The following is a 22,095-nucleotide window of genomic DNA, read 5'->3' as shown; positions in this document are numbered from 1 at the left end:
CCTTGTGCTGTGCGGTTACAACAGGACCATAATGCGCCTCAGCATCGGTCGAGACGCCGACGCGTAGTGCTTGTATTGCAGGAATGAGCTTCGCCTTCAAACGCTCTGCAGTGTCGTCGCCAACTGGCACGACAACAGGAAGCGCCATGCAGCGTTCGCCGGCTGAACCAAAGGCAGCGCCCGCCAAATCATTGACGACTTGATCGAGGTCTGCGTCTGGCATGACGATGCCATGGTTCTTCGCGCCGCCCATGGCCTGCACACGCTTGCCGTTGGCAACGCCGCGATTGTAGACATAATGCGCAATATCGGACGAGCCGACAAAGCTGACAGCGCCAATGGCGGGGTGGTCAAGAATGGCGTCGACCATTTCCTTGTCACCATGCACGACCTGACAAATGCCTTCGGGCAAGCCAGCTTCGATAAACAGTTCGGCCAAGCGCACAGGAACGCTGGGGTCGCGCTCGCTTGGCTTGATGATGAAGGCATTGCCCGTCGCAATCGCGGGGCCGCACATCCACAAGGGGATCATGCCGGGGAAGTTAAACGGCGTAATACCTGCGCCGACGCCGATTGGCTGACGCATCGAATATACATCAATGCCGGGGCCGGCGCCTTGGCTATATTCGCCCTTCATAACATGCGGGATGCCGCAGCAGAATTCGATGACTTCCAACCCGCGCTGAATGTCGCCCTTGCTGTCGGCGATGACCTTGCCATGTTCGGACGAAAGCATGTGCGCCAGATCGTCCATATTGGCTTCAACCAAGCGTTTGAATTCGAACATCACGCGCGCACGGCGCTGCGGGTTAGTCGTCGCCCACGCAGGTTGCGCAGCCAATGCTGCCTGCACCGCGCGTTCCAACACAGCGGCATCGCCCAATGCAACGCGCGCCTGAACGCCGCCATTGTTTGGATCCATGATATCGCCAAAACGCGATGCGCTGGCGCCCGTGCCACCGCTAATGAAATGATCGATTTGACGCATAGCTCTTCTCCTAATGCAGAAGCTTCATTATTAGCTTAATTAATTTGCAGACATATAGACAGTTATGCATATACATCCTGCGTTTTTGCAGGAGTGGCCGGTATGCAGTGGGACGACCTTCGTTTCTTTCTCGCGGTTGCGCGTTCACGCACATTAACAGCCGCATCTAAGAGCCTTTTAGTCGACAGCACGACTGTCGGACGGCGAATAGATAGGCTCGCAGGCGAACTCAAAACCAGCTTGTTCGAAATTGGGCCCGCTGGTCATATGCTGACTGCTAGCGGCGCTGAATTACTGGCTTATGCAGAGGAGATCGAACGGTCCGCAATAGCTGCCGCGAGCTCTATAACTGGAGAAAAAAGCAGATTCGCAGGAACCGTTAGGCTAAGTTTATCGGAAGGATTTGCGACATGGGTAGTCGCTAAACACTTACCTTCATTCAAATCCCTTCATCCTGGAATTAAGCTCGAAATTGTTACGACAAATGGATTTCTCAATCCGTCCAAGCGCGAAGCTGACTTAGCTGTCATGCTCGCCCGGCCAGTCAAGGGACCACTCATAGCGCGCAAGCTGGCAAATTACACACTCGGGTTGTACGCCTCACGCGCGTATCTTGACACGTATCGTCAACCTCAGACGATAGCGGAACTGAGGGAGCATGCGCTGATCGGATACATTCCAGACTTCATCTATGCAGAAGAATTGCGCTATCTGTCAGAGATTGATGATAGTTTTGTGCCTGCGCTCAGCAGCTCAAGTATAAATGTTCAATTGGCAATGACACAGTCTGGGCTCGGTGTATGCGTTCTGCCTAATTTTATTGCGACATTTGACGACAACCTGATTCCAATAATACCCGATACAGAGATCCAGCGCAGCTTTTGGGTCGTCGTTCATCGCGATTTGGCGAAGGTAGCGCGCGTGCGTGCGGTGATCGACTGGCTCCATCAAGTTGTCAATAACGGCCCTCTAATGAAAAAATCATTCAACTAGAAAAGGTATTTTTCAGGAATACGCGGCCTGAATTCACCGGCCCGCCATGCTGCGCAGTTCTATATCAATCTCATCGAGTTCGCTTCTAGCCCATATTCGGCGAGATATGGGTGTCAAAGTCTTATGAACTTTCAGTAAATTATATTATTATATCAGGAACGTAAGTGTTATCTGTTTTATCCTCTTGGGTGCGCCAATCCAAACCCGGCACCAAAGTGGTTTTCCAGAAATAATATCGCGTTAAAGGACCGAGCGATCCGCCCAATGGGCATGGGTGCCGCTGCTAATCTTGTGCGGCAGCGCAATCCGGCACACTGGCCCTTCTGCAAAGCGCTTGCAGTCGATCAATATGCATTCCGATGTCTCGAGATTTTCGTCAGTTACAAAGCTGACGAGATAGCCATCGTCTTCGTCCACCGCACCGACGCGTGGAGCAAAGGGTGCTTCACTGCCGTAACGCCCCTCAGGAAGCTCTAAGGACCATGACTCGCCCGTGACCATGTCATGCTTCACAAAACCGTTAAACAAGAACCAGCCGGGCTTAGACTTGGTGCTATAGGCATAACGATAGGGGTGCCCGAGATAGCGCTGGTTCATCATTCCGAATTCAAGAATGCGGTCGTCCAGCCGCTCTTCGCGCGTTGTGCCATCAGCTAAGTTAAACCGCCAGCGGTGCAGCTTTGGCTTAAAACTATGTTCGTCGACATATGCCATCATATGACCATAGCCGTCCGCATTTTCGAGTGGTGGCGGATAAGGGTCTTCTTCGAAATAGCCGTCGAGTATAACTTCGTCACCATCTTCATAGGCATTGATAAAGTGCAGGACGAACGTCGGATCCGCCTCAAACCATCGAATATCCTCAGGCTGCCCATAACGCGGAATGAGCGCAAAGCGCGACGGTAATCCCTCATGCAACCGAGTCACATGGACATTGCGCTTCAGCAATTCTTCGTCCCAGAACAACGGGAAGTCGCACAATATCGACCAGTTTTGCGTGAACATCATGTCATGCGGCAGGCGCGGCCCCGGCAGTGGGATGGGCACATAATGCGCCAACTTCCCAGTGCGATCAACGACGCCATAATGCATATAGGGGGCGTGCTTGGAATAGTTGAAGAACAATAATTCGCCGGTGCGTTCGTCCACCTTGGGGTGTGCGGAAATACCATCAAGCGGAACCCAGGACGCCACGCCCTCTTGCGCCAGCGTTTCGGGGTCAAGCACATAGCCCTCCCCGCATTGGTAGAAAGTGGAGACAGCCTTGCCCGCGTGCACAATGATATCAGTGCTCGAGGAATCCTTCAGGCTACCATGCGCGCCAAAGCCTGGGCGCTTGGACACGCCCGCTTTATCCATCAGCCCGCCCCATAAGGATCCGCCCGCATCCTGCTCCGCCTGAAAGCAACGGGTGCGGACAAAGCGGTTGCGATAGCTAGCCTTGCCGCCGGAAAAATCGATCTGGTGGATCATGCCATCGCCGTCAAACGGGTGATATCGGCCCAGCGGTTGATGCAACTGGTTTTCGGTATTGCGCAAATAAATGCCGTCAATGTCGTCGGGAATACGGCCCTCGAGGACATCAAGATCGGTCGCCGTGACTTCCTCATGCTGCGGCGTCCACGCCCCATTGAGATAAGGATGGTTGCTCGGTTGCAGCGTTGCTTTCACCGGCGGCAGTTTATCAACCCGCATACGCTTTTCCTATCCTACCCTATCCTTCGTTATCCTGAAACAAGTTCAGGATGACGATATAGTCACTAAATTATGTCGAATGTCACCCCTTGCGCAAGTGGCAGATTGTCGGAGTAATTTATCGTGTTGGTCGCCCGGCGCATATAGGCCTTCCACGCGTCCGAGCCAGACTCGCGGCCACCGCCAGTTTCCTTTTCTCCGCCAAATGCGCCGCCAATTTCCGCGCCGGATGTACCGATGTTAACATTGGCAATGCCGCAATCGCTACCTTCGGCCGACAAAAATAGTTCGCATTCGCGTATGTCGGTTGAGAATATGGAGGATGACAAACCTGCCCCGACACTGTTTTGCAGAGCAATGGCCTGCGCCAAATCATGATAACGGAAAATGTAGAGGATCGGCGCGAAGGTCTCCCTTAACGCTGGGCCAATATGGTCTTGCATCTCGACCAAAGCGGGGCGGACATAGACGCCGTCCAGAGCAATTCGTTCGCCGCCGATAATGTGCCCGCCAAGTGCCTTTGCCTCATCAAGCGCTGCTTGCATGCCGGCAAAAGCAGCCTCGTCAATCAATGGACCTGCAAGATTGTTGCCGTCCAGCGGGTCACCGACCGCCATCGAACCGCTGGCCGCCTTAAGCGCGCTGACGAAACTGTCATAGATCGCATCATGCACGAACAACCGGCGCAAGCTGGTGCATCTTTGACCACTGGTGCCAAATGCCGAGAAAAGCACACCGCGTAGCGCCAGCGCAAGGTCGGCCTTGTCACTAATTATCGCAGCGTTATTCCCGCCCAATTCAAGGATGGTTTTGGCAAAGCGGGCTGCGGCCACTTGCCCCACCTTTCGGCCCATTTCTGTGCTCCCCGTGGCGGAGATTAAAGCTATGCGTGGGTCGGCAACCAACGCGGCCCCTATATCGCGGCCGCCCTGAACGACTTGCGACAGATGCGCAGGTGCATCGCCAAAAGCGGCAATCGCTTTTTCAAAAATAGCTTGGACCGCAGCCGCCGTCAGCGGCGTTTTTTCCGATGGCTTCCAAATGACGCTATTGCCACACACCAATGCCAAAGCGGCGTTCCATGCCCACACCGCGACCGGGAAGTTAAAGGCTGAAATGATAAGAACTGGACCAATGGGATGCCATTGCTCCATCATCCGGTGGCCGGGCCGCTCGCTGGCGATTGTCAGGCCATGCAATTGCCGCGAAAGACCTACGGCAAAATCGCAAATGTCGATCATCTCCTGCACTTCGCCAAGTCCTTCCGACAGCGGCTTTCCGCAATCAATGGTGACAAGGCGGGCAAGGTCATTTTTTTGTTCACGCAGCGCATTGCCAAACAAGCGGACAAGCTCCCCACGGCGCGGCGCGGGAACGCTGCGCCAAGTCAGAAAGGCAGCTTTTGATTTTTCAACCGCATCATGGATGTCGTTGACCGTCGCGGTCATCACCGCCCCGATGCGACTGCCATCAATTGGGCTGTGCACAGCAAGGTCGCCGCCGTCTATGAAGCAGCCCAGCGTTTCGAGAAGCGTTTTCGTTTCGGCTGCTAATGCCATTATATTCCCCAGTCTTTATTCTGCAGTCCCATAGCGCATGGCAAGGCGCAGAGTTGATGGCAAGGCTTGCTGTCTTGCCCGCACGCTTATAAAGGCAAACAGCATGTAGGTCGCTATTCAGCAGGCCATTCCCAATGGAGATAAAAATGGCCGAGTTGGCAGCATTCGATTGGTCTGACCCTTTTCGTCTGGAGGACCAACTGACCGAAGACGAACGCATGATCCGCGACAGCGCGCGCGCCTTTGCGCAAAGCGAACTGCAACCGCGCGTAATCGACGCCTATCGGACCGAATGTGATGCACCTGAATTGTTCCCGTTGATGGGACAGACCGGCCTGCTTGGCGCGACCATTCCGGAGGAATATGGCGGCGCTGGAGCGTCTTATGTCGCTTACGGGCTGATCGCGCGGGAAATTGAACGAGTCGACACAGGGTATCGGTCGATGGCGTCGGTGCAGTCGTCGCTCGTCATGCATCCCATCTACGCATTTGGCTCAGAAGAACAAAGGCGCAAATATCTACCGGGTCTGGCTGCGGGCACGTTGATCGGCTGCTTTGGCCTGACGGAGCCTGACGCAGGATCGGACCCTGCGGGCATGCGCACCTTCGCCAAAAAGGTTGATGGCGGCTATGTCATCAATGGATCGAAAACATGGATTTCCAACGCACCCTTTGCCGATGTTTTTGTCGTCTGGGCAAAATCCGAAGCACATGGCGGCGGCATTCGCGGCTTTGTGCTTGAAAAGGGCATGAAGGGCCTCACGGCGCCTAAAATTCAGGGTAAGCTGTCGTTACGCGCATCGACCACGGGCATGATTATCATGGACAATGTCGAAGTTGGCGAAGACGCATTGCTGCCCGATGTACAAGGGCTGAAAGGCCCGTTTGGTTGCCTCAACCGCGCCCGGTACGGCATCAGTTGGGGCGCCTTGGGTGCCGCAGAATTCTGTATGCACGCCGCACGCCAATATGGCCTTGATCGCCACCAATTTGGCAAACCGCTTGCCGCCACCCAGTTATATCAAAAGAAGCTGGCCGATATGATGACCGATATTGCTTTGGGGCTGCAGGCATCGCTGCGCGTAGGCCGCTTGATGGACGAAGGCCAGCTTGCGCCAGATATGATTTCCATCGTGAAGCGCAACAATGCTGGCAAAGCGCTCGATATCGCCCGCGCTGCGCGCGACATGCATGGCGGCAACGGCATTAGCGAGGAATATCAAGTTATGCGCCACATGGTGAATCTGGAGACGGTCAACACCTATGAAGGCGCACATGACGTGCACGCGCTGATATTGGGCCGCGCCATCACGGGGATTGCGGCGTTCTAAAAAAATGGGCCGCTCAGCTGTTCAGCGGCGGCCCAGTCTAGGCTTCTCAGCCATGGGGGGGAGGGAAGCGTGTCTCCTCAGAGACGCACCCACCCTCATAGAACCAAAATGGTAAATGATTGATGAACGGCCAATGCGCCATTCAAAGAAATGATACGATTAACACGGCCCTGTTCTGCGGCCTTCCGCTGAAAACGAAAATGGCGCATTATTTCGAATGCCTTGCGATTGGATATGGATGATCCGGTTGGTTTCCTTACGGATAATCGTCAAACCCTGACCGTGCCCCGCGCAGCTGTAACTGACCGTTAGGGAATTTGCATTCGAACGCAGGACATATTGTTCGCACGCCAAGCCGCTATGTTGAATCTGCGTAAGGCTTTCCGATTTACCAAGGCAGATTTTGGCCATCGGCATAGTGCCACCTATTGGTCGTAACTGCCACATCCCGCGATCGAGCGAATCAAGCAATGCCATATCGCCATCTGATTTTGCAACGCCCGCAGCAGCCAGCGAAAGCAAAAGCGCACCGGGGAAGGCATAAAGAAGGAAAGCGTTACTCATAAGCTTCTGTCCGCAAACCAGTTTTACGCAGCGAAGCGATCTAGTTTTCGCAATAGACATAACATCATTTGTGCCGTTTTGCACGATGCTATGTAGCGCATGATCTATGCATTAGGCTGCCATCGATAATGCGCCGTTTAGTTGTTAAAACTGGCAAGGCTTATGGGGAACCGGCGCGAACAAAATTCGCAGTCAACGACGATGTCTCCAGCGTCATCGGCCATTTCAGCACGGTCGGTTGCCGGAAACTTGGCAATGACATCGCGGATGTGCACGGGGTCGCAGCGGCAGCCTTTGGACAGAAGATCGCCTTGCTCAATGCGCACTTCTTTTTCTTCATGGAACAATCGCCAAACGATTTCCTCAAGTGGAAGCGCTGGGTCGGCAAGCTCGGCAGCAGCAATAGTCGAAGACATGACTGCGATATGCTCCCACTCGGGATGGTCGAGCCGCACATGCAGCCGCTCGCGACCCTCCTCACCCTCGGGCAAATGCTGCACCAGCAGACCGCCCGCCACGCAGCGGCCATCGACATGGTCGACAGCGACGCGAATGAATGTCGGGATTTGTTCGGATTGTACAAAGTAATTTTGCGCCGCATCCGCGAGTGTTTCGCCTTCAAGCGGGACAATCCCCTGATAACGCCCTCCGCCTTCGCTGGCGGGCTTCATCCGGTCGAAGGTGATGGCGAGATAGCCTTGTCCGAAGATGCCTAAAAGTGTCGCGTTTTGCGGCAGGGCAGCCGCAGTCGCGGCATCAAACTGCGCATAGCCGCGCAATGCACCATCCTTATAGTCGCAAGCCAATAGCCGGATTGCACCTTTTTCCGTCTGCGTTTGCAGCGTGAGCTGACTACCCGGCTCCTTCAACGATGCGCCAAGCAGCGCAGTCAAAACTAAAGCCTCCGCCAATGTCCGCTCAATCACAGGCGGATAAGCATGTGCAGCCAAAATTTCACCAAGCACATCATCCAAACGCACAAGCCGTCCGCGCGCATCGCGTGTTGGTATAGAAAAGCGCAAAGGCTGATTGGATAATGTTTCCGATTGCTCGGCCATCAGTTTTTTCCAAGGCACCACAATAGGATCGATTTTTGCGCATGCAGGCGGTTTTCCGCTTCATCCCAGATGACAGACTGCGGCCCGTCGATAACAGCGTCGGTCACTTCTTCGCCACGATGCGCCGGTAAGCAATGCAAGAATTTCGCATCGGCCTTCGCCAAAGCCATCAGGCGTTCATTAACCTGATACGGCATCATGGCCGCCATTTTATTATGGGCATGCTCCTGACCCATCGACACCCATGTGTCGGTGACAACAACATCGGCGCCCGCCACAGCTTCGCCTGCATCGCGCGTGAGCGTGATATTGGCTCCAGCAGTCTTAGCAGCGTCAATGAAATTGCTGTCGCTTTCATAACCTTCAGGAACAGCAATGCGCACATTGAACTTGAACAAACCGGCGGCTTCCACCAGAGAATTCAGCACATTATTGCCATCGCCAAGCCACGCTAATTCTAGCCCCGGCAACGCCTTCTTATGCTCCATCACTGTCAGAAGGTCAGCAACGATCTGGCAGGGATGCGAAAGATCCGTCAGTCCGTTAATGACGGGCACGCTGGCATAATGTGCCAGTTCCTCGACCTTATCATGGTCATCAGTCCGGATCATGATGGCGTCGACATATCGGGACAATACGCGCGCCGTGTCAGCAATGGTTTCCCCGCGACCAAGTTGCATTTGCCCCGAAGCCATAAAGATACTGTCGCCGCCCAATTGCTTCATCGCCATTTCAAACGACGTCCGCGTGCGGGTCGAATTTTTCTCAAACACCATCGCCAGCGTGTGGCCCGCAAGCGGCGCGTCGGAATCTGATTTACCCTTTGGCCAGCCGGCCCGCGCATTTTTTCTACTTATGGCGTCGTTCAGCATCGCCGCGATTGCATCGCCGCCGGCGTCGCTCAAGTTCAGGAAATGTCGCGTCATGCAGCTTCCGGCATCTGGTAGCTGGCGGCACCCGCCGACAGCTTTTCCATGAAAGTTTGGATTTCGGAATCACCGATGTTCAACGGTGGTAATACACGGAAGGTGTTGTCACCCGCCGCCACCAGCAAAAGCCCATGATTGTCCCGCAAATGCGCTACAAAGGGACGTGTTTCATGAGTCATCATCACACCAAGCATTAGGCCCTTACCGCGCACACCGGTAAACAGGTCCGGATAATTGCCGATAAACTGTTCCAGCATGGAACGTAGCTTGTCGCCTGTTGAACGCACTTGCGCGAGGAATTCGTCGTTCGCGACGACATCCCAAACCGCCTGACACGCCGCCATGGCAAATGGATTGCCGCCATAGGTTGATCCATGGGTGCCAACGACCATGCCGCGTGCAGCCTCTTCGGTGGCAAGGCACGCGCCGACCGGAAAACCGCCGCCCAGGCCCTTAGCTGTCGCCATGATATCCGGAATGATGCCATATTGTTCATAGGCATAAAGCGTGCCTGAGCGCGCCACGCCGCATTGCACTTCATCCAAGATCAACATGATACCATGCTCGTCCGCCAACGCACGCAAGCCTTGGATGAACGCATCTGATGCAGGGCGGACACCGCCTTCGCCTTGAATGGGCTCAACCAGAAACGCAGCCGTTTTTGGACCAATGGCGGCTTTTGCGCCTTCCAAATCATCGAAATCGACATATTTGAAGCCTTCAAGCAATGGCATGAAGCCCTTATGCATCTTCTCCTGATTGCTTGCTGAAATCGTCGCCATCGTCCGGCCATGAAAGGCGTTCTTGAAGGTGATAATTTCAAACCGGTCACTGCCTTGGCTCTGATGATAGGCCCGCGCGGTTTTAATTGCGCATTCGACGGCTTCCGCACCGGAATTGGTGAAAAACACAGTGTCGGCAAAGGTCGTATCGACCAGCCGCTGAGCGAAGGCTTCGCCTTGCGGGCTGCCATAGAGGTTCGATACATGGATCAGTGTCGCCGCCTGATCTTGAATGGCCTTGGTCAGATGCGGATGGCCATGGCCGAGCAAATTCACTGCGATACCAGCGGCAAAATCCAGCGCGCGGCTGCCGTCTTCAGAAATCAACCAAGCGCCTTCACCGCGAACCGGTCGAAAACCGCAGCGCGGATAGACTGGCATTAAAGGCGTAATCGACATGGTTTTGTTCCTTCCGACCATATATTTGGCATATTCCAAAAGCCAAAAAGCGGCCCCGTGGGACCGCTTGTTTCTGCCTTTCCGCTATAGGCATGCGAAAATGGCAAATCAAGCTATGCCTCGGCATCCTTGTCGCGCTTGGCAGCGGCGATCCGACGCCTCAGATATCCATAGAGCAACAAATGTACGCCTATCCACAAGAGGATAAAAATGATGATCATTTTCACGGGCGTACTCATACACCATCCATAAAGCCGCTTGGGGCCTAAGCAACCCTGATACTAAGCAAAAGTCTGCGGTCGGATCGATCTTTGCGCAAATTCACTCCACTGTAACGGACTTAGCCAGATTGCGGGGCTGGTCCACGTCAGTGCCCTTGGCGCAAGCGACGTGGTAGGCCAGCAATTGCACGGGCACGGCGTAGACCAATGGCGCGATCAGCGGGTGTACAGTCGGCATTTCAATGGTGGCGAGGCAACCTTCACCCGCTTCCTTTATGCCCTCGGCATCAGAAATCAGGACGACCTTGCCGCCGCGCGCGCGAACCTCTTGCATATTGCTAACGGTTTTTTCAAACAAAGGCCCGCTGGGTGCAAGGACGATGACCGGTACGGCTTCATCGATTAAAGCGATTGGCCCATGCTTCATTTCGCCTGAGGCATAGCCCTCGGCATGAATGTAACTGATTTCTTTCAGCTTGAGCGCGCCTTCCATGGCCAGCGGATAATCCGGACCACGACCTAAATAGAGCACATCGCGCGCTGGTGCGATCAAATGCGCCATCGCGGCGATCTCTTCATCATGCGCGAGTGCTGCATTCAACGCGGCGGGTGCTTCGATCAGATGCCGAACGATTTCACGTTCTTCCTCAGCGCTCAACTTGCCCTTCACTAGCGCCAGATGTGCGGCCAACGCAGCCAAAACCGCAAGCTGGCAGGTAAACGCCTTGGTCGATGCAACGCCGATTTCAGGGCCGGCATGGGTGGGCAGCAATAGGTCCGCCTCACGCGCCATGCTGGATGTCGGCACGTTGACGACAACTGCGATTGTCTGGCCATTTTCCTTGCAATGGCGCAACGCCGCCAACGTGTCTGCGGTCTCGCCCGATTGGGATATGAACAACGCAAGGCCGCCTTCCTCCAACACAGGGTCGCGATACCGAAATTCCGACGCGACATCGATGTCAACGGGGATACGGGCGAAGGTTTCAAACCAATATTTCGCAACCATTCCTGCATAAAAGGACGTGCCGCAGGCGACGATGGTGATGCGCTTTACGCCCGCCAAGTCAAAATCCATCTGCGGCAGGGCAACGGTTTGCTCCAACGGCCGAATGTAGCTCGAGAGTGTTTGCGCGACCACGGTTGGCTGCTCAAAAATCTCTTTCTGCATATAATGGCGGTAATTGCCCTTTTCGATCTGCGCCGCAGACACGCCTGAAGTGGTGATTTCGCGCGTGACCGGCATATTGTCCTTATCGAAAATCTGCGCGCCGTCGCGCGTGATGATGACCCAGTCACCTTCTTCCAGATAGGCAATTTGCTGCGTCAGCGGCGCAAGGGCGAGCGCGTCAGAGCCCAAATAGGTCTCGCCATCGCCATAGCCGACAACCAACGGGCTGCCGAGCCGCGCGCCGATGAGAAAATCAGGAAATTGCCGGAACGCAATCGCAAGGGCAAACGCGCCGCGCAGGCGGGGAAGCACGGCCTTGACAGCATCGGCGGGCGCAAGGCCAGTCTCTACTTGTTCAGACACCAGATGCGCGACGACCTCTGTATCGGTCTCGCTTTCAAACGTCCGGCCGCGCGCCGTTAATTCGTCGCGCAACTGCTTGAAATTTTCGATGATGCCATTGTGGACCAAAGCGACTTCGTCCGTTGCGTGCGGGTGGGCGTTACTTGTTGTTGGCGCGCCATGTGTCGCCCAACGGGTGTGCGCGATGCCGATATTACCCGCAGCGTCATCGGTCTTGAGCACGTTGACGAGATTGGCCAGCTTACCCTCTGCGCGGCGGCGGATGAGTTGACCATCAAAAACGGTGCAGACGCCAGCGCTGTCATAGCCCCGATACTCCATCCGCTTCAGGCCATCGACCAAACGGTCAGAAACCGCAGATTTGCCAACAATTCCGATAATGCCGCACATGAATTTTTGCTTTCGTTAGAGTATGTATGGAACGCGGATGCCCGGCATTTCGGCTGGAAAGTCCTTTACATTGCGCGTCACTAAAATTGCGCCATGCTCTTGTGCTGACGCAAAAATTACGGCGTCCGGCAGTTTGAGGGAGCGTTTGTTGAAACGAAGATCGGCAGCGCGTCGTGCGATCTCCGGCGATAACTCGCGTATGGAATAATTTTGCAAATAGGCTTCGGTTTCGGCGCGTGCTGGCACGGGCATGCCAGCCAGAACTTCAATCCACGTCATGCGGCTAATCCACTGGCGCTTCGCACGACGAAGCTCGGCGAGCGCCTGGGGCCTTCTCGCCAACGCATCGATAATGATATTGGTATCGAAATAGATGTCGCTCACGCGGCGGCATCTTTCTCATCAGTCAGCGGGCCATGTCTTGCAGGGTCATATTCCGGATCCCATTCGCGCACCCATTCGTCGCGTAGCCGGTTTTGATAATCCATCCCATCTTCCGTGAAGCCATATTTTGCCCACAAACCGAAGCCTGCCTCAAGCCAATCAGTATTGCCAGATGCTGGCCCGTCCGCGCGATATGCCTCCACCGCCTCCCGCAAAACAGCCGCACGCGACTTGCCCTGTTCAGCGGCAAGCTGGTCAAGCCATTTGATATCTTCATCAGGCAAATCGGCGAGGATACGAGTCATGATATACCGATATCATATCATGATATCATGTCAAGTTTAGTCACTTCTTCTCCGCTTTCTTCTTCCGCATCGCATCATGGAAGCGGTCGGCCCAGCCGGGCTTCACCAGTTGTTCGGCGCGTACCAAGCGGAGTTCGCCGTCGGCGACGTCGCGGGATACCGCGCTGCCTGCGGCCACAATCGCGTCCCGGCCGATTTTGACCGGCGCGATGAGGGCGCTGTTGCTGCCGATGAAGGCGCCTTCGCCGATCACGGTTTGATATTTGAAATAGCCGTCATAATTGCAGGTGATGGTGCCAGCGCCGATGTTCGCGCCTGCGCCAATCGTGGCGTCGCCGAGGTACGTTAGATGGTTGGCCTTTGCGCCCTTGCCCAGATGGGCTTTTTTGGTTTCGACGAAATTGCCGATCTTTGCCTTTTCCTCCAAAACCGTTCCGGGCCGGAGCCGCGCAAAGGGGCCTATTTCGCAACCGCTGCCGATGATAGCACCCTCAATATGGCTATTGGCGCGGATTTTTACATTGTCGGCTATGCTAACGCCGGGACCAAAGAAGATATTTGGTTCGATCAGGACATCGCGGCCAATTTGCGTATCCCAGGCAAACCAGACTGTTTCCGGGGCAATCAAAGTAGCGCCATCATCCATGGCTTGCATCCGGCGGCGCTGCTGCCACGCTTGCTCCATCTCCGCCAATTGCGCGCGGCTGTTGATGCCCGCCACATTGTAGGGTTCGGTGGTGACGACCACGCACATCCGCCCGTCTTCATGGGCGATGTTGACGATATCGGTGAGATAAAATTCCTTCTGCGCATTGTCGTCAGTGACGCGGTCCAGCAACGGGAACAGGTCGCGCGCTTTAACCGCCATCAGGCCAGAATTGGATAGCTTTACGGCTTTTTCCGCCTCGGTTGCGTCCTTTTGCTCGACCATCTTAATGATGCGGCCATCTTCGACGATTACGCGGCCATAGCCCGTTGGATCCTCTGGCTCGAACGCCAACACGACCACCGCGGGCGCATCCGGTGCATTGAGCCGCGCAACCATGGCTTGCATCGTGGCGGTCGGTACAAAGGGCACATCGCCATAGAGAATAAGAACATCGCCATCAAACCCCGCCAAAGCATTTTGGGCCTGCTGCACCGCGTGGCCAGTGCCAAATTGGGGTTCTTGCACCGCAAGCTCTGCCGAGCCTGCCAGTGCAGCCTCCAGCTGCGCCTTGCCGCTGCCAACCACCACAACCTTCTTGGTCGGGTTTAAGGCATCGACGGATGCCATCAGGTGCATCAGCATTGGCCGAGCGGCGATGGGATGCAGCACCTTATGTAGGTCGGATTTCATTCGCGTGCCCTTGCCCGCGGCGAGAATGATGGCGGCTAATTCAGTCATAGATATCACCATGCCAGCAAATTGTTGCGGTTTCCAGAACAACACTTCAATGACACCGACATATTATAGTCCGTTCATGTTGAACCCAATCGAAACACATAGATAGTTGGAGAGCTTGGCTTGAAATTTCCTTTCGACATAATCGGCTTCGACCTTGACGGCACTTTGGTGGACACCAGCGGCGATCTGACCGCTGCGGTCAATCATGTGCTGGGTAGCGTAGGCAGGCCGTTGCTCTCACCCGAAACAGTGAAGCAATATATTGGCGGCGGCGCAAAGCTGATGTTGCAACAGGGTTTGGAAGCGACAGGCGGCATTCCCGACAATGATTTCAAACCGCTCTATCGCCAGATGCTGACCTATTACGAAGCTAATGTTTCTGTGCATAGTCGCCCTTTCGATGGCGCGTTGGCGGTGCTCGATGCGCTTGACGATATGGGTGTACGTTATGCGGTGGTGACCAACAAATTCGAGAGCCTTGCGGTTCAATTGCTGACCGACCTGAACTTGGCGCACCGCATGGGATGCATTTTGGGTGCAGATACCTTGGGCAAGGAAAATGCCAAACCCTCGGGCGCACCGATTTTTGAAATGATTAAACGCTGTGGCGGTGGGCGTGCAGCCTATATCGGCGATTCCATTTACGATATTATGGCGGCGAAGAATGCCAACGTCCCGAGCGTGGCCGTCAGCTTCGGTTTTTTGCATGGGCCGGTCGAGGATATGGGCGCAGACGCAATCATTGATCATTTCGACGAATTGGTTGATTGCCTAAAGCGGATGGCATCGAATTAGTGCGCGCAGAGGTATAAGGAGCGGCGGGCAGACTGCTTTTTCCTTCGCCGTTGCTTGCACCAAATCGCTGTGTCTATATGTGTGGCGATCACACAGTAATTGCAGCAGGGTACAAAGTGAACAGTTGGTTGTCTCCCCGCATAATTGTTGCATTTGCCTTGGCATTTGTCGGTGCCGTTTTCGCTGACCAAATGACGGGTTCTGCCGAGCGCATTCTCGTCATTTTCGTGTCAATGTTGATAGCATTGTTCATTGTCGCTGATCCACATGACCGCGAAGACGTGCCTCAGGAGGCCGTTAAGTGGGCAGCATCGGATACAGAAGTACCGGCGATTAGTTCACATCCACAGTTACAGGCGTTTATCGATTCGTCGGCCGACGCCATATTGATGGTAGAAAATGCCCGCGTAACCGCTGCCAACCAAGTTGCATTGCGCTTGCTTGGCCCAATTATTGTCGGCCAAAATGTGCGTATGGCGTTCCGTCACGCTGGCGCGATTGAGCGGCTGTCCGACCCTGATGCGCAGCATAGCGGGCATCCGATTCGGCTGACCGGCATTGGCCAGAAAAACCAATTATGGGACATGCGGATTCAGACCATGGGTCCATCGCAGAAAATCGTGCATTTGGCCGACCGCAGTGGAACACAGGCCGCTGAAAAAATGCGCGTTGATTTTGTCGCCAACGCTAGCCACGAATTGTTGACACCCCTGGCCGCCATCAAGGGCTTTATCGAAACGCTGGATGACCCAGCAGCGGGTGATGACGCCGCGACGCGCAGCCGCTTTCTGGGCATCATGGCCACGGAGACCGACCGGATGCAGGCGCTGGTTCGCGATCTTATGTCACTGAGCCGGATTGAGGCCGAAAAATATGATCCACCGCAAACGCCCGTCGATTTTTCCGATATCGTCATGGAAACCGTTGATCAGCTTCGAAATAGCCAAAAGGACCGTGGCGCGGACATCCTGATTGATGTGACGGCGGACCTACCGCCTGTCATGGGCGACGCTGGACAATTGCGCCAAGTGGCAAGCAACATATTGAACAATGCGTTGAAATATGGTCGCGCTGGAACACCCGTGGCGGTTGTGCTGGGGCGCTCGCGCTCCGGCGCGATGATTAATTTCTCCGTCACGGATGTGGGCGACGGCATTGCCCCTGAACATTTACCGCGCCTGACGGAACGTTTTTATCGCGTCGATTCCGGGAGAAGCCGCTTGGTTGGCGGAACTGGCTTGGGCTTAAGCCTTGTCAAACATATCGTTGATCGGCATCGCGGCCATCTGGAAATCCGCAGCACAATCGGAAAAGGTACGACAGTTGCGGTCTTGCTGCCCGTCGTCCCTACCGGACCGTCATAATATTGTAACACAATAGTCATTTATCAGCCATCTCGATCGTCTAGGGCGATATCAAGTGCGGTTTGAACCGCGCCGAATCCAATATGGGGACAACCAATATGATGAAAAAAATTTCGCTCATTGCTGTAAGCGCTCTCGCCCTTTCGGCATGTAATGACCAAGCCAGCACAGGCGGCGCTGCCGGTGGTTCACGCCAGGAAATCCGGATTGTGGGCTCATCAACCGTGTTCCCATTTGCGAAGGCTGCTTCAGAGGCATTTGCCAAGGCAGATGCATCGCGCAAATCACCCGTGCTGGAATCGACTGGCACTGGCGGCGGAATTGAACAATTCTGCAAAGGCGTTGGCGCAGATACGCCAGATATTGCCAATGCATCGCGTCGCATGAAAAAATCTGAATTTGAAAATTGCCAGAAAAATGGCGTCAAAGACATTATCGAAATTCAGGTTGGTATTGATGGCCTAGCGCTTGCGCAATCCAACAAGGGTGCGAAGATCGCGCTGTCGACCGAAGACGTCTATAAAGCGCTTGCTGCTAACCCATTTGGGAAGCCACAGACCGCTAAGCTTTGGTCGGATGTGAACCCTGCCCTGCCGAAATTGCCTATTTCGGTTTATGGTCCGCCCACGACTTCCGGCACGCGCGATTCATTCCATGAACTGATCATGGAATCGGGCTGCAAGACCGATGCCGCGACCAAGGCGCTGAAAGACAGCGACGAAGACAAGTATAAGGCAATATGCACCGAGGTACGCACCGATGGTGCGTTCAAGGAACAGGGTGAAAACGATAATCTGATCGTACAGAAGCTCAGCTCCAACCCGAACATGATCGGTATCTTCGGCTATAGCTATATGGAAGAAAATGCATCGAAGGTGCATGGCATCACTATGAATGGGGTAAGCCCAACGATCGCCACGATTTCCGACGGTAGCTACCCCGGCGCGCGCAAGATGTTCATTTATGTGAAGAAGGCGCATGTCGATAAAATTCCGGGCATCAAGGATTTTGTCCTCGAATTTCTTAAGGGTGGTTTAGTTGGCGGTTATCTGACCAAATTGGGCATGATCGCATCTAGCGATGCCGATTACAAAGTGGCCAGTGATGCTGCTAACGCCCTAACCGCAATGACAGGCGCCGATTTGAAATAAAACTGAAACAATCATGGCGTCTATGGGCCTGGATCGAATCTTTGTTTGATCCAGGCCTTTGCTGTATCGAGGCGCTGTGTATGGCTAGGTCCGAATCATCTGGCCCAGAGGAGCATAGTTAAGTTTATGACTGGAACGGCATTGCTCTTCCTTGTCCTTGGTCTCGGCCTTATTGGCTGGATTTCTGGGCGCGCGCGCGCGGCTGCGTTTGTGCGCAGTGCAAAATCTGGGCCGCGCGGTACTGTTAACAGCCTGCCTTATTATCACGGCTGGTTCGTGGCGATCTGCGCCATCGCCCCTGCACTTGCTTTCATGTTCATTTGGCAGTCGATTTCCCCTTCATTGGTCACCAACATGGTGCTGTCGGCCCCTGCGGCTGCCGATTTGCCGCAAGAAGGTTTCGCGCGCGCTGCGATCTTGTCGGAAGCGCGAGCTATTGCACAAGGTTTCCAAACCGCTGCTTTTCAAGGTGGTAGCGAAAAGCTGGTTCCATTATACAAAAATGCATTATCTTATTATAAATGGATTGGCGTTGCCGCGACATTATTGCTGCTTTTCGCCGGAGGTGCGTTTGCGTTCACCCGCTTAAAGCCCGACTTCCGCGCGCGCAGCAAAGTCGAACGCGTTGTCATGTTCGGATTGCTGGTTGCATCCTTGATTGCCATTCTGACGACGCTAGGCATTTTTGCCTCGTTGATTTTTGAATCCTGGCGCTTCTTCTCGATGGTGTCGCCATTTGAGTTTCTGTTTGGCACCGAGTGGAACCCCAAATCGACCGTGACGCCAGGCGCGGACAATGGTTATGGCGCGATTCCCTTATTCTGGGGCACTATTTTCATTGGTGCAATTATCGCGATGATCGTTGCCATTCCACTGGGCTTGATGAGCGCAATCTTCTTGACCCAATATGCGTCCACGACCGTGCGTAAATGGATGAAGCCAATTCTCGAAATTCTCGCAGGCGTGCCAACCGTGGTATATGGATATTTTGCCGCGTTAACGGTTGCACCTGCGGTGCGTGACTTTGCCGTCATGCTTGGCGTCAGTAATGCCGCATCCGACAATGCCTTGGCCGCTGGCATCGTCATGGGCGTCATGATTATTCCATTGGTATCGTCCATGTCCGACGATAGCATCGCCGCCGTACCTAGCGCGATGCGCGATGGCAGTCTTGCGATGGGCGCGACCAAAAGCGAAACTATAAAGCAAGTGTTGCTGCCAGCCGCCTTGCCCGGCGTCGTCGGAGGTATATTGCTGGCCGTCAGCCGCGCGATTGGCGAAACCATGATTGTCGTCATGGCGGCGGGCTATACCGCTAACCTAACCGCCAACCCTTTTGCGACCATCACCACTGTGACTGTCCAGATTGTCGCGCTTTTGACCGGTGACCAAGATTTCGGAAGCCCGCATACGCTTGCGGCATTTGCGCTTGGCCTTGCATTGTTCGTAACGACATTCTTCCTTAATTATGTCGCGTTGCGCGTCGTTAAAAAATATCGGGAAGCATATGAGTAACGCCATCATGGATCCGGCACCCACCGACTGGAACGGGCAAATCATGCAAAAGCGCATCGCGCGGCGTTATGCGGCCGAGCGGCGGTTTAAGGCAATTGGTTTTCTTGCCGTTGCCTTGTCGACTTTGTTCCTCGCCTTTTTGCTTTTCACAATGCTGGGCCAAGGTTTGCGGGGTTTTCAGCGCACCGAAATTGCGGTCGATTTTGACTTTCCGGCGTTAACAGCAGGCGCAACGGCAGCTTCGATCAGCGGCCCTAACGCTGATGCTGCACTGAATTCGATGGATGTTCCCGGCATTGTCGAGCTTGCCGTCAGCGAGCAATATAGCGATTTAAGCGAGGGTCTTTTAACCGCTGGTGCTGCCGGCAATGTGCGGCAGATGTTGATGGATAATCCCAGCCTCGTCACAGCAAAACAGCAATTGTGGTTACCGGTGGATTCGCGATTGGATGTTGCGTTCAAACGCGCTGGTGAACCCGAAGCCGAAAAGACGGTTGCAGCTCTGGCGCAAAAGGACGCTTTACGCACAGGCTTTAACTGGACGTTCCTGACAGGCGCCGACGCTACTGACCCATCGGCGGTTGGCATCTGGGCAGCGTTCAAGGGATCGCTGATGACCATGGCGATCACCCTGATGCTTGCCTTCCCCATCGGCGTATTGGCCGCTTTATATCTTGAGGAATATGCCGCCAAGAACAGGCTGACCGATATGATTGAAGTGTCGATCAACAATTTGGCGGCCGTCCCCTCTATCATTTTTGGTTTACTGGGGCTTGCGGTGTTCCTCACCCTATTCGGCATGCCGCGATCATCTGCATTGGTTGGCGGTTTGACGCTGGCTTTAATGACGATGCCCGTCATCGTCATTGCGGGCCGCAATGCGGTCAAGTCCGTGCCGCCGTCGATCCGTGAGGCGGCGTTGGGGATTGGCGCCTCGCCCATACAGGTCGTGTTTCACCATGTGCTTCCGCTTGCCCTTCCAGGCATATTAACCGGTACCATTATCGGTATGGCGCGCGCCTTGGGCGAAACTGCGCCGCTGCTGATGATAGGCATGCGCGCCTTCATCCCGGCTGCGCCCGAAGGTTTCACTGACGCGACAACGGCTTTACCGGTGCAAATCTATCTTTGGTCGGACGAGGTCAATCAGGGCTTTGTCGAAAAAACCAGCGCCGCGATTATTGTGCTGCTGATCTTCTTGTTGGGCATGAACGCCCTTGCCATCTATCTTCGCAACCGTTTCGAAACGCGTTGGTGACCTATGAACAAAAAGGACTTCAATGTGGGCGTAACCCCAGGAATAGCTAAAATATCCACACGCAATGTGAATGTATATTATGGCGACAAGCAAGCCATTAACGACGTGTCGATCGACGTTGATCGGGAGAATGTGACGGCGTTTATCGGCCCGTCCGGCTGCGGAAAATCAACATTTCTGCGGTCTTTAAACCGGATGAATGATACCGTCGCAGGGGCCCGCGTCGAAGGGCAGATACTGCTCGACGGGGAAGACATTTATGCATCTGGCATGGATGTCGTGCAATTGCGCGCGCGTGTCGGAATGGTATTTCAAAAGCCAAATCCATTCCCGAAATCCATCTATGACAATGTCGCTTATGGCCCACGCATCCACGGTCTCGCCAGCGGCAAGGCCGAGTTGGACCAGATTGTTGAAAATTCCCTCACCCGCGCGGGATTATGGACTGAAGTCAAGGATCGTCTAAGCGAAAGCGGAACGGCGCTTTCCGGCGGTCAGCAGCAGCGTTTGTGCATTGCCCGCGCCATTGCGGTCGACCCAGAAGTCATCCTAATGGATGAGCCTTGCTCGGCGCTTGACCCAATCGCCACGGCACGGATTGAGGAGTTAATTCACGACCTGCGCGGAAAATACGCTATCATCATCGTGACCCACAATATGCAGCAGGCTGCGCGTGTTTCGCAACGCACTGCTTTTTTCCATTTGGGCCATTTGATTGAATTTGGCGAAACGTCTGACATATTCACCAATCCACGCGAAGACCGCACCAAAGATTATATTACAGGCCGTTACGGTTAGAAAGATTGCGACATGAGCACTGGCACAAGGCACACAATCACTGCATTTGACGACGACATGGACGAAATCCGTGGTCTTATTGCGGAAATGGGCGCGCGGGCGGAAACCGCTGTTGTCGCGGCGATGAAGGCGTTGACCGAACATGACGTGGATGCTGCCACCACTATCCGCGCCGATGACAAGATCATTGATAGCCTGGAAACGGAAGTAGAGCGACTGGTCGTCCGCACGATTGCCTTACGCGCACCTATGGCGGACGATTTGCGCGAACTGATTGCGGCGCTAAAAATGTCGGCGGTTATCGAGCGTATTGGCGATTATGCAAAGAACATCGCCAAGCGCGTGCCCAAGATGGAAGGCCAGATTCACGCATCTGCAAAAGAGCAATTGGGCCGCATGGGTGCAATCGTCGTGGAAATGATCCGGACTGCCATGGATGCTTATGCAAAGCGCGACGTGGATCTGGCCCGTGCGGTCACCGTGCGCGACGATGTGGTGGATCAGCTGAACAAGGACTTGTTCGTCGACTTCGTCGCTTATGTGGCAAAAAATCCGCAAAACGCCACGGAAGTTGCGCATTTGCTGTTCACAGCAAAAAACCTCGAGCGCATTGGTGATCACACGACCACCGTGGCCCAAATGATATACTTTACCGAAACGGGTGAAAACCTACCTGACGCTTAATGCGGAGAGAC

At 54.5% G+C, this 22,095-nt stretch carries 21 protein-coding genes; 9 read left to right on the top strand and 12 right to left on the bottom strand.

Going from position 1 to position 22,095, the window contains the following annotated elements:
• On the bottom strand, positions 1-988 hold a 988-nt coding region (locus ACILP4_RS02835; protein ID WP_395619231.1), incomplete at its 3' end, for an aldehyde dehydrogenase family protein.
• Positions 989-1,090: 102 nt separating this feature from the next.
• On the opposite strand from ACILP4_RS02835, the gene ACILP4_RS02830 reads away from it, so the two are divergent.
• On the top strand, positions 1,091-1,981 hold the full coding sequence (locus ACILP4_RS02830; RefSeq protein ID WP_395619230.1) for a LysR family transcriptional regulator: 891 nt from the start codon (positions 1,091-1,093) through the stop codon (positions 1,979-1,981).
• A gap of 240 nt (positions 1,982-2,221) precedes the next feature.
• Here ACILP4_RS02830 and ACILP4_RS02825 read toward each other — a convergent pair whose 3' ends face one another.
• The gene (locus ACILP4_RS02825) at positions 2,222-3,676 is read right to left on the bottom strand and encodes a carotenoid oxygenase family protein (RefSeq protein WP_395619229.1); all 1,455 of its coding nucleotides are present in this window, start codon (positions 3,674-3,676) and stop codon (positions 2,222-2,224) included.
• A 65-nt stretch (positions 3,677-3,741) separates the two neighbouring features.
• Complete coding sequence (locus ACILP4_RS02820; RefSeq protein ID WP_395619228.1) at positions 3,742-5,235, bottom strand: aldehyde dehydrogenase family protein; 1,494 nt, start codon at positions 5,233-5,235, stop codon at positions 3,742-3,744.
• Positions 5,236-5,381: 146 nt separating this feature from the next.
• On the opposite strand from ACILP4_RS02820, the gene ACILP4_RS02815 reads away from it, so the two are divergent.
• Positions 5,382-6,566: an acyl-CoA dehydrogenase gene (locus ACILP4_RS02815; RefSeq protein ID WP_395619227.1), complete on the top strand. Its 1,185-nt coding sequence runs from the start codon at positions 5,382-5,384 to the stop codon at positions 6,564-6,566.
• A 159-nt stretch (positions 6,567-6,725) separates the two neighbouring features.
• Here ACILP4_RS02815 and ACILP4_RS02810 read toward each other — a convergent pair whose 3' ends face one another.
• The 9 genes from ACILP4_RS02810 to glmU form a co-directional block, all read right to left on the bottom strand.
• On the bottom strand, positions 6,726-7,130 hold the full coding sequence (locus ACILP4_RS02810; RefSeq protein ID WP_395619226.1) for a DUF3617 domain-containing protein: 405 nt from the start codon (positions 7,128-7,130) through the stop codon (positions 6,726-6,728).
• A gap of 137 nt (positions 7,131-7,267) precedes the next feature.
• Positions 7,268-8,188 carry an Hsp33 family molecular chaperone HslO gene (locus tag ACILP4_RS02805; protein WP_395619225.1) on the bottom strand — a complete coding sequence of 307 codons (921 nt, stop codon included), beginning with the start codon at positions 8,186-8,188 and terminating at the stop codon, positions 7,268-7,270.
• Positions 8,188-9,114, bottom strand: coding sequence for an ornithine carbamoyltransferase (argF, locus tag ACILP4_RS02800; protein ID WP_395619224.1), 927 nt, complete (start codon positions 9,112-9,114; stop codon positions 8,188-8,190). The genes ACILP4_RS02805 and argF overlap by 1 nt, the downstream gene beginning before the upstream one ends.
• Complete coding sequence (locus ACILP4_RS02795; protein WP_395619223.1) at positions 9,111-10,298, bottom strand: aspartate aminotransferase family protein; 1,188 nt, start codon at positions 10,296-10,298, stop codon at positions 9,111-9,113. Before ACILP4_RS02795 ends, argF begins: the two co-directional genes overlap by 4 nt.
• Positions 10,299-10,411: 113 nt before the next feature.
• Positions 10,412-10,537 (bottom strand): hypothetical protein, encoded by a 126-nt coding sequence (locus ACILP4_RS02790; RefSeq protein ID WP_395619222.1) that lies wholly within the window; start codon positions 10,535-10,537, stop codon positions 10,412-10,414.
• 82 nt (positions 10,538-10,619) lie between these two features.
• Positions 10,620-12,443, bottom strand: coding sequence for a glutamine--fructose-6-phosphate transaminase (isomerizing) (gene glmS / locus ACILP4_RS02785; protein ID WP_395619221.1), 1,824 nt, complete (start codon positions 12,441-12,443; stop codon positions 10,620-10,622).
• 15 nt (positions 12,444-12,458) lie between these two features.
• Positions 12,459-12,827: a type II toxin-antitoxin system VapC family toxin gene (locus ACILP4_RS02780; protein WP_395619220.1), complete on the bottom strand. Its 369-nt coding sequence runs from the start codon at positions 12,825-12,827 to the stop codon at positions 12,459-12,461.
• Positions 12,824-13,132 carry a ribbon-helix-helix domain-containing protein gene (locus tag ACILP4_RS02775; protein WP_395619219.1) on the bottom strand — a complete coding sequence of 103 codons (309 nt, stop codon included), beginning with the start codon at positions 13,130-13,132 and terminating at the stop codon, positions 12,824-12,826. Before ACILP4_RS02775 ends, ACILP4_RS02780 begins: the two co-directional genes overlap by 4 nt.
• Before the next feature lie 40 nt (positions 13,133-13,172).
• The gene (gene glmU, locus ACILP4_RS02770; RefSeq protein ID WP_395619218.1) at positions 13,173-14,519 is read right to left on the bottom strand and encodes a bifunctional UDP-N-acetylglucosamine diphosphorylase/glucosamine-1-phosphate N-acetyltransferase GlmU; all 1,347 of its coding nucleotides are present in this window, start codon (positions 14,517-14,519) and stop codon (positions 13,173-13,175) included.
• A gap of 120 nt (positions 14,520-14,639) precedes the next feature.
• Here glmU and ACILP4_RS02765 point away from each other — a divergent pair, with 120 nt between their 5' ends.
• From ACILP4_RS02765 to phoU, 7 genes are all read left to right on the top strand, one after another.
• Positions 14,640-15,314 (top strand): HAD hydrolase-like protein, encoded by a 675-nt coding sequence (locus ACILP4_RS02765; RefSeq protein WP_395619217.1) that lies wholly within the window; start codon positions 14,640-14,642, stop codon positions 15,312-15,314.
• 116 nt (positions 15,315-15,430) lie between these two features.
• Positions 15,431-16,678 (top strand): ATP-binding protein, encoded by a 1,248-nt coding sequence (locus tag ACILP4_RS02760; protein WP_395619216.1) that lies wholly within the window; start codon positions 15,431-15,433, stop codon positions 16,676-16,678.
• 98 nt (positions 16,679-16,776) lie between these two features.
• The gene (locus ACILP4_RS02755; RefSeq protein WP_395619215.1) at positions 16,777-17,829 is read left to right on the top strand and encodes a substrate-binding domain-containing protein; all 1,053 of its coding nucleotides are present in this window, start codon (positions 16,777-16,779) and stop codon (positions 17,827-17,829) included.
• Between the two features lie 126 nt (positions 17,830-17,955).
• Positions 17,956-19,344 (top strand): phosphate ABC transporter permease subunit PstC, encoded by a 1,389-nt coding sequence (gene pstC / locus ACILP4_RS02750; protein WP_395619214.1) that lies wholly within the window; start codon positions 17,956-17,958, stop codon positions 19,342-19,344.
• Positions 19,337-20,602: a phosphate ABC transporter permease PstA gene (gene pstA, locus ACILP4_RS02745; RefSeq protein ID WP_395619213.1), complete on the top strand. Its 1,266-nt coding sequence runs from the start codon at positions 19,337-19,339 to the stop codon at positions 20,600-20,602. The genes pstC and pstA overlap by 8 nt, the downstream gene beginning before the upstream one ends.
• A 3-nt stretch (positions 20,603-20,605) precedes the next feature.
• Positions 20,606-21,400, top strand: coding sequence for a phosphate ABC transporter ATP-binding protein PstB (gene pstB / locus ACILP4_RS02740; protein WP_395619212.1), 795 nt, complete (start codon positions 20,606-20,608; stop codon positions 21,398-21,400).
• A gap of 12 nt (positions 21,401-21,412) precedes the next feature.
• Positions 21,413-22,084 carry a phosphate signaling complex protein PhoU gene (phoU, locus tag ACILP4_RS02735; protein WP_395619211.1) on the top strand — a complete coding sequence of 224 codons (672 nt, stop codon included), beginning with the start codon at positions 21,413-21,415 and terminating at the stop codon, positions 22,082-22,084.
• Positions 22,085-22,095 lie beyond the last annotated feature (11 nt).

The organism is Sphingorhabdus sp. (assembly GCF_044239045.1).
In the GTDB taxonomy this organism is placed as follows: domain Bacteria; phylum Pseudomonadota; class Alphaproteobacteria; order Sphingomonadales; family Sphingomonadaceae; genus Sphingorhabdus_B.
This window is presented reverse-complemented; position numbering and strand designations above follow the sequence as displayed.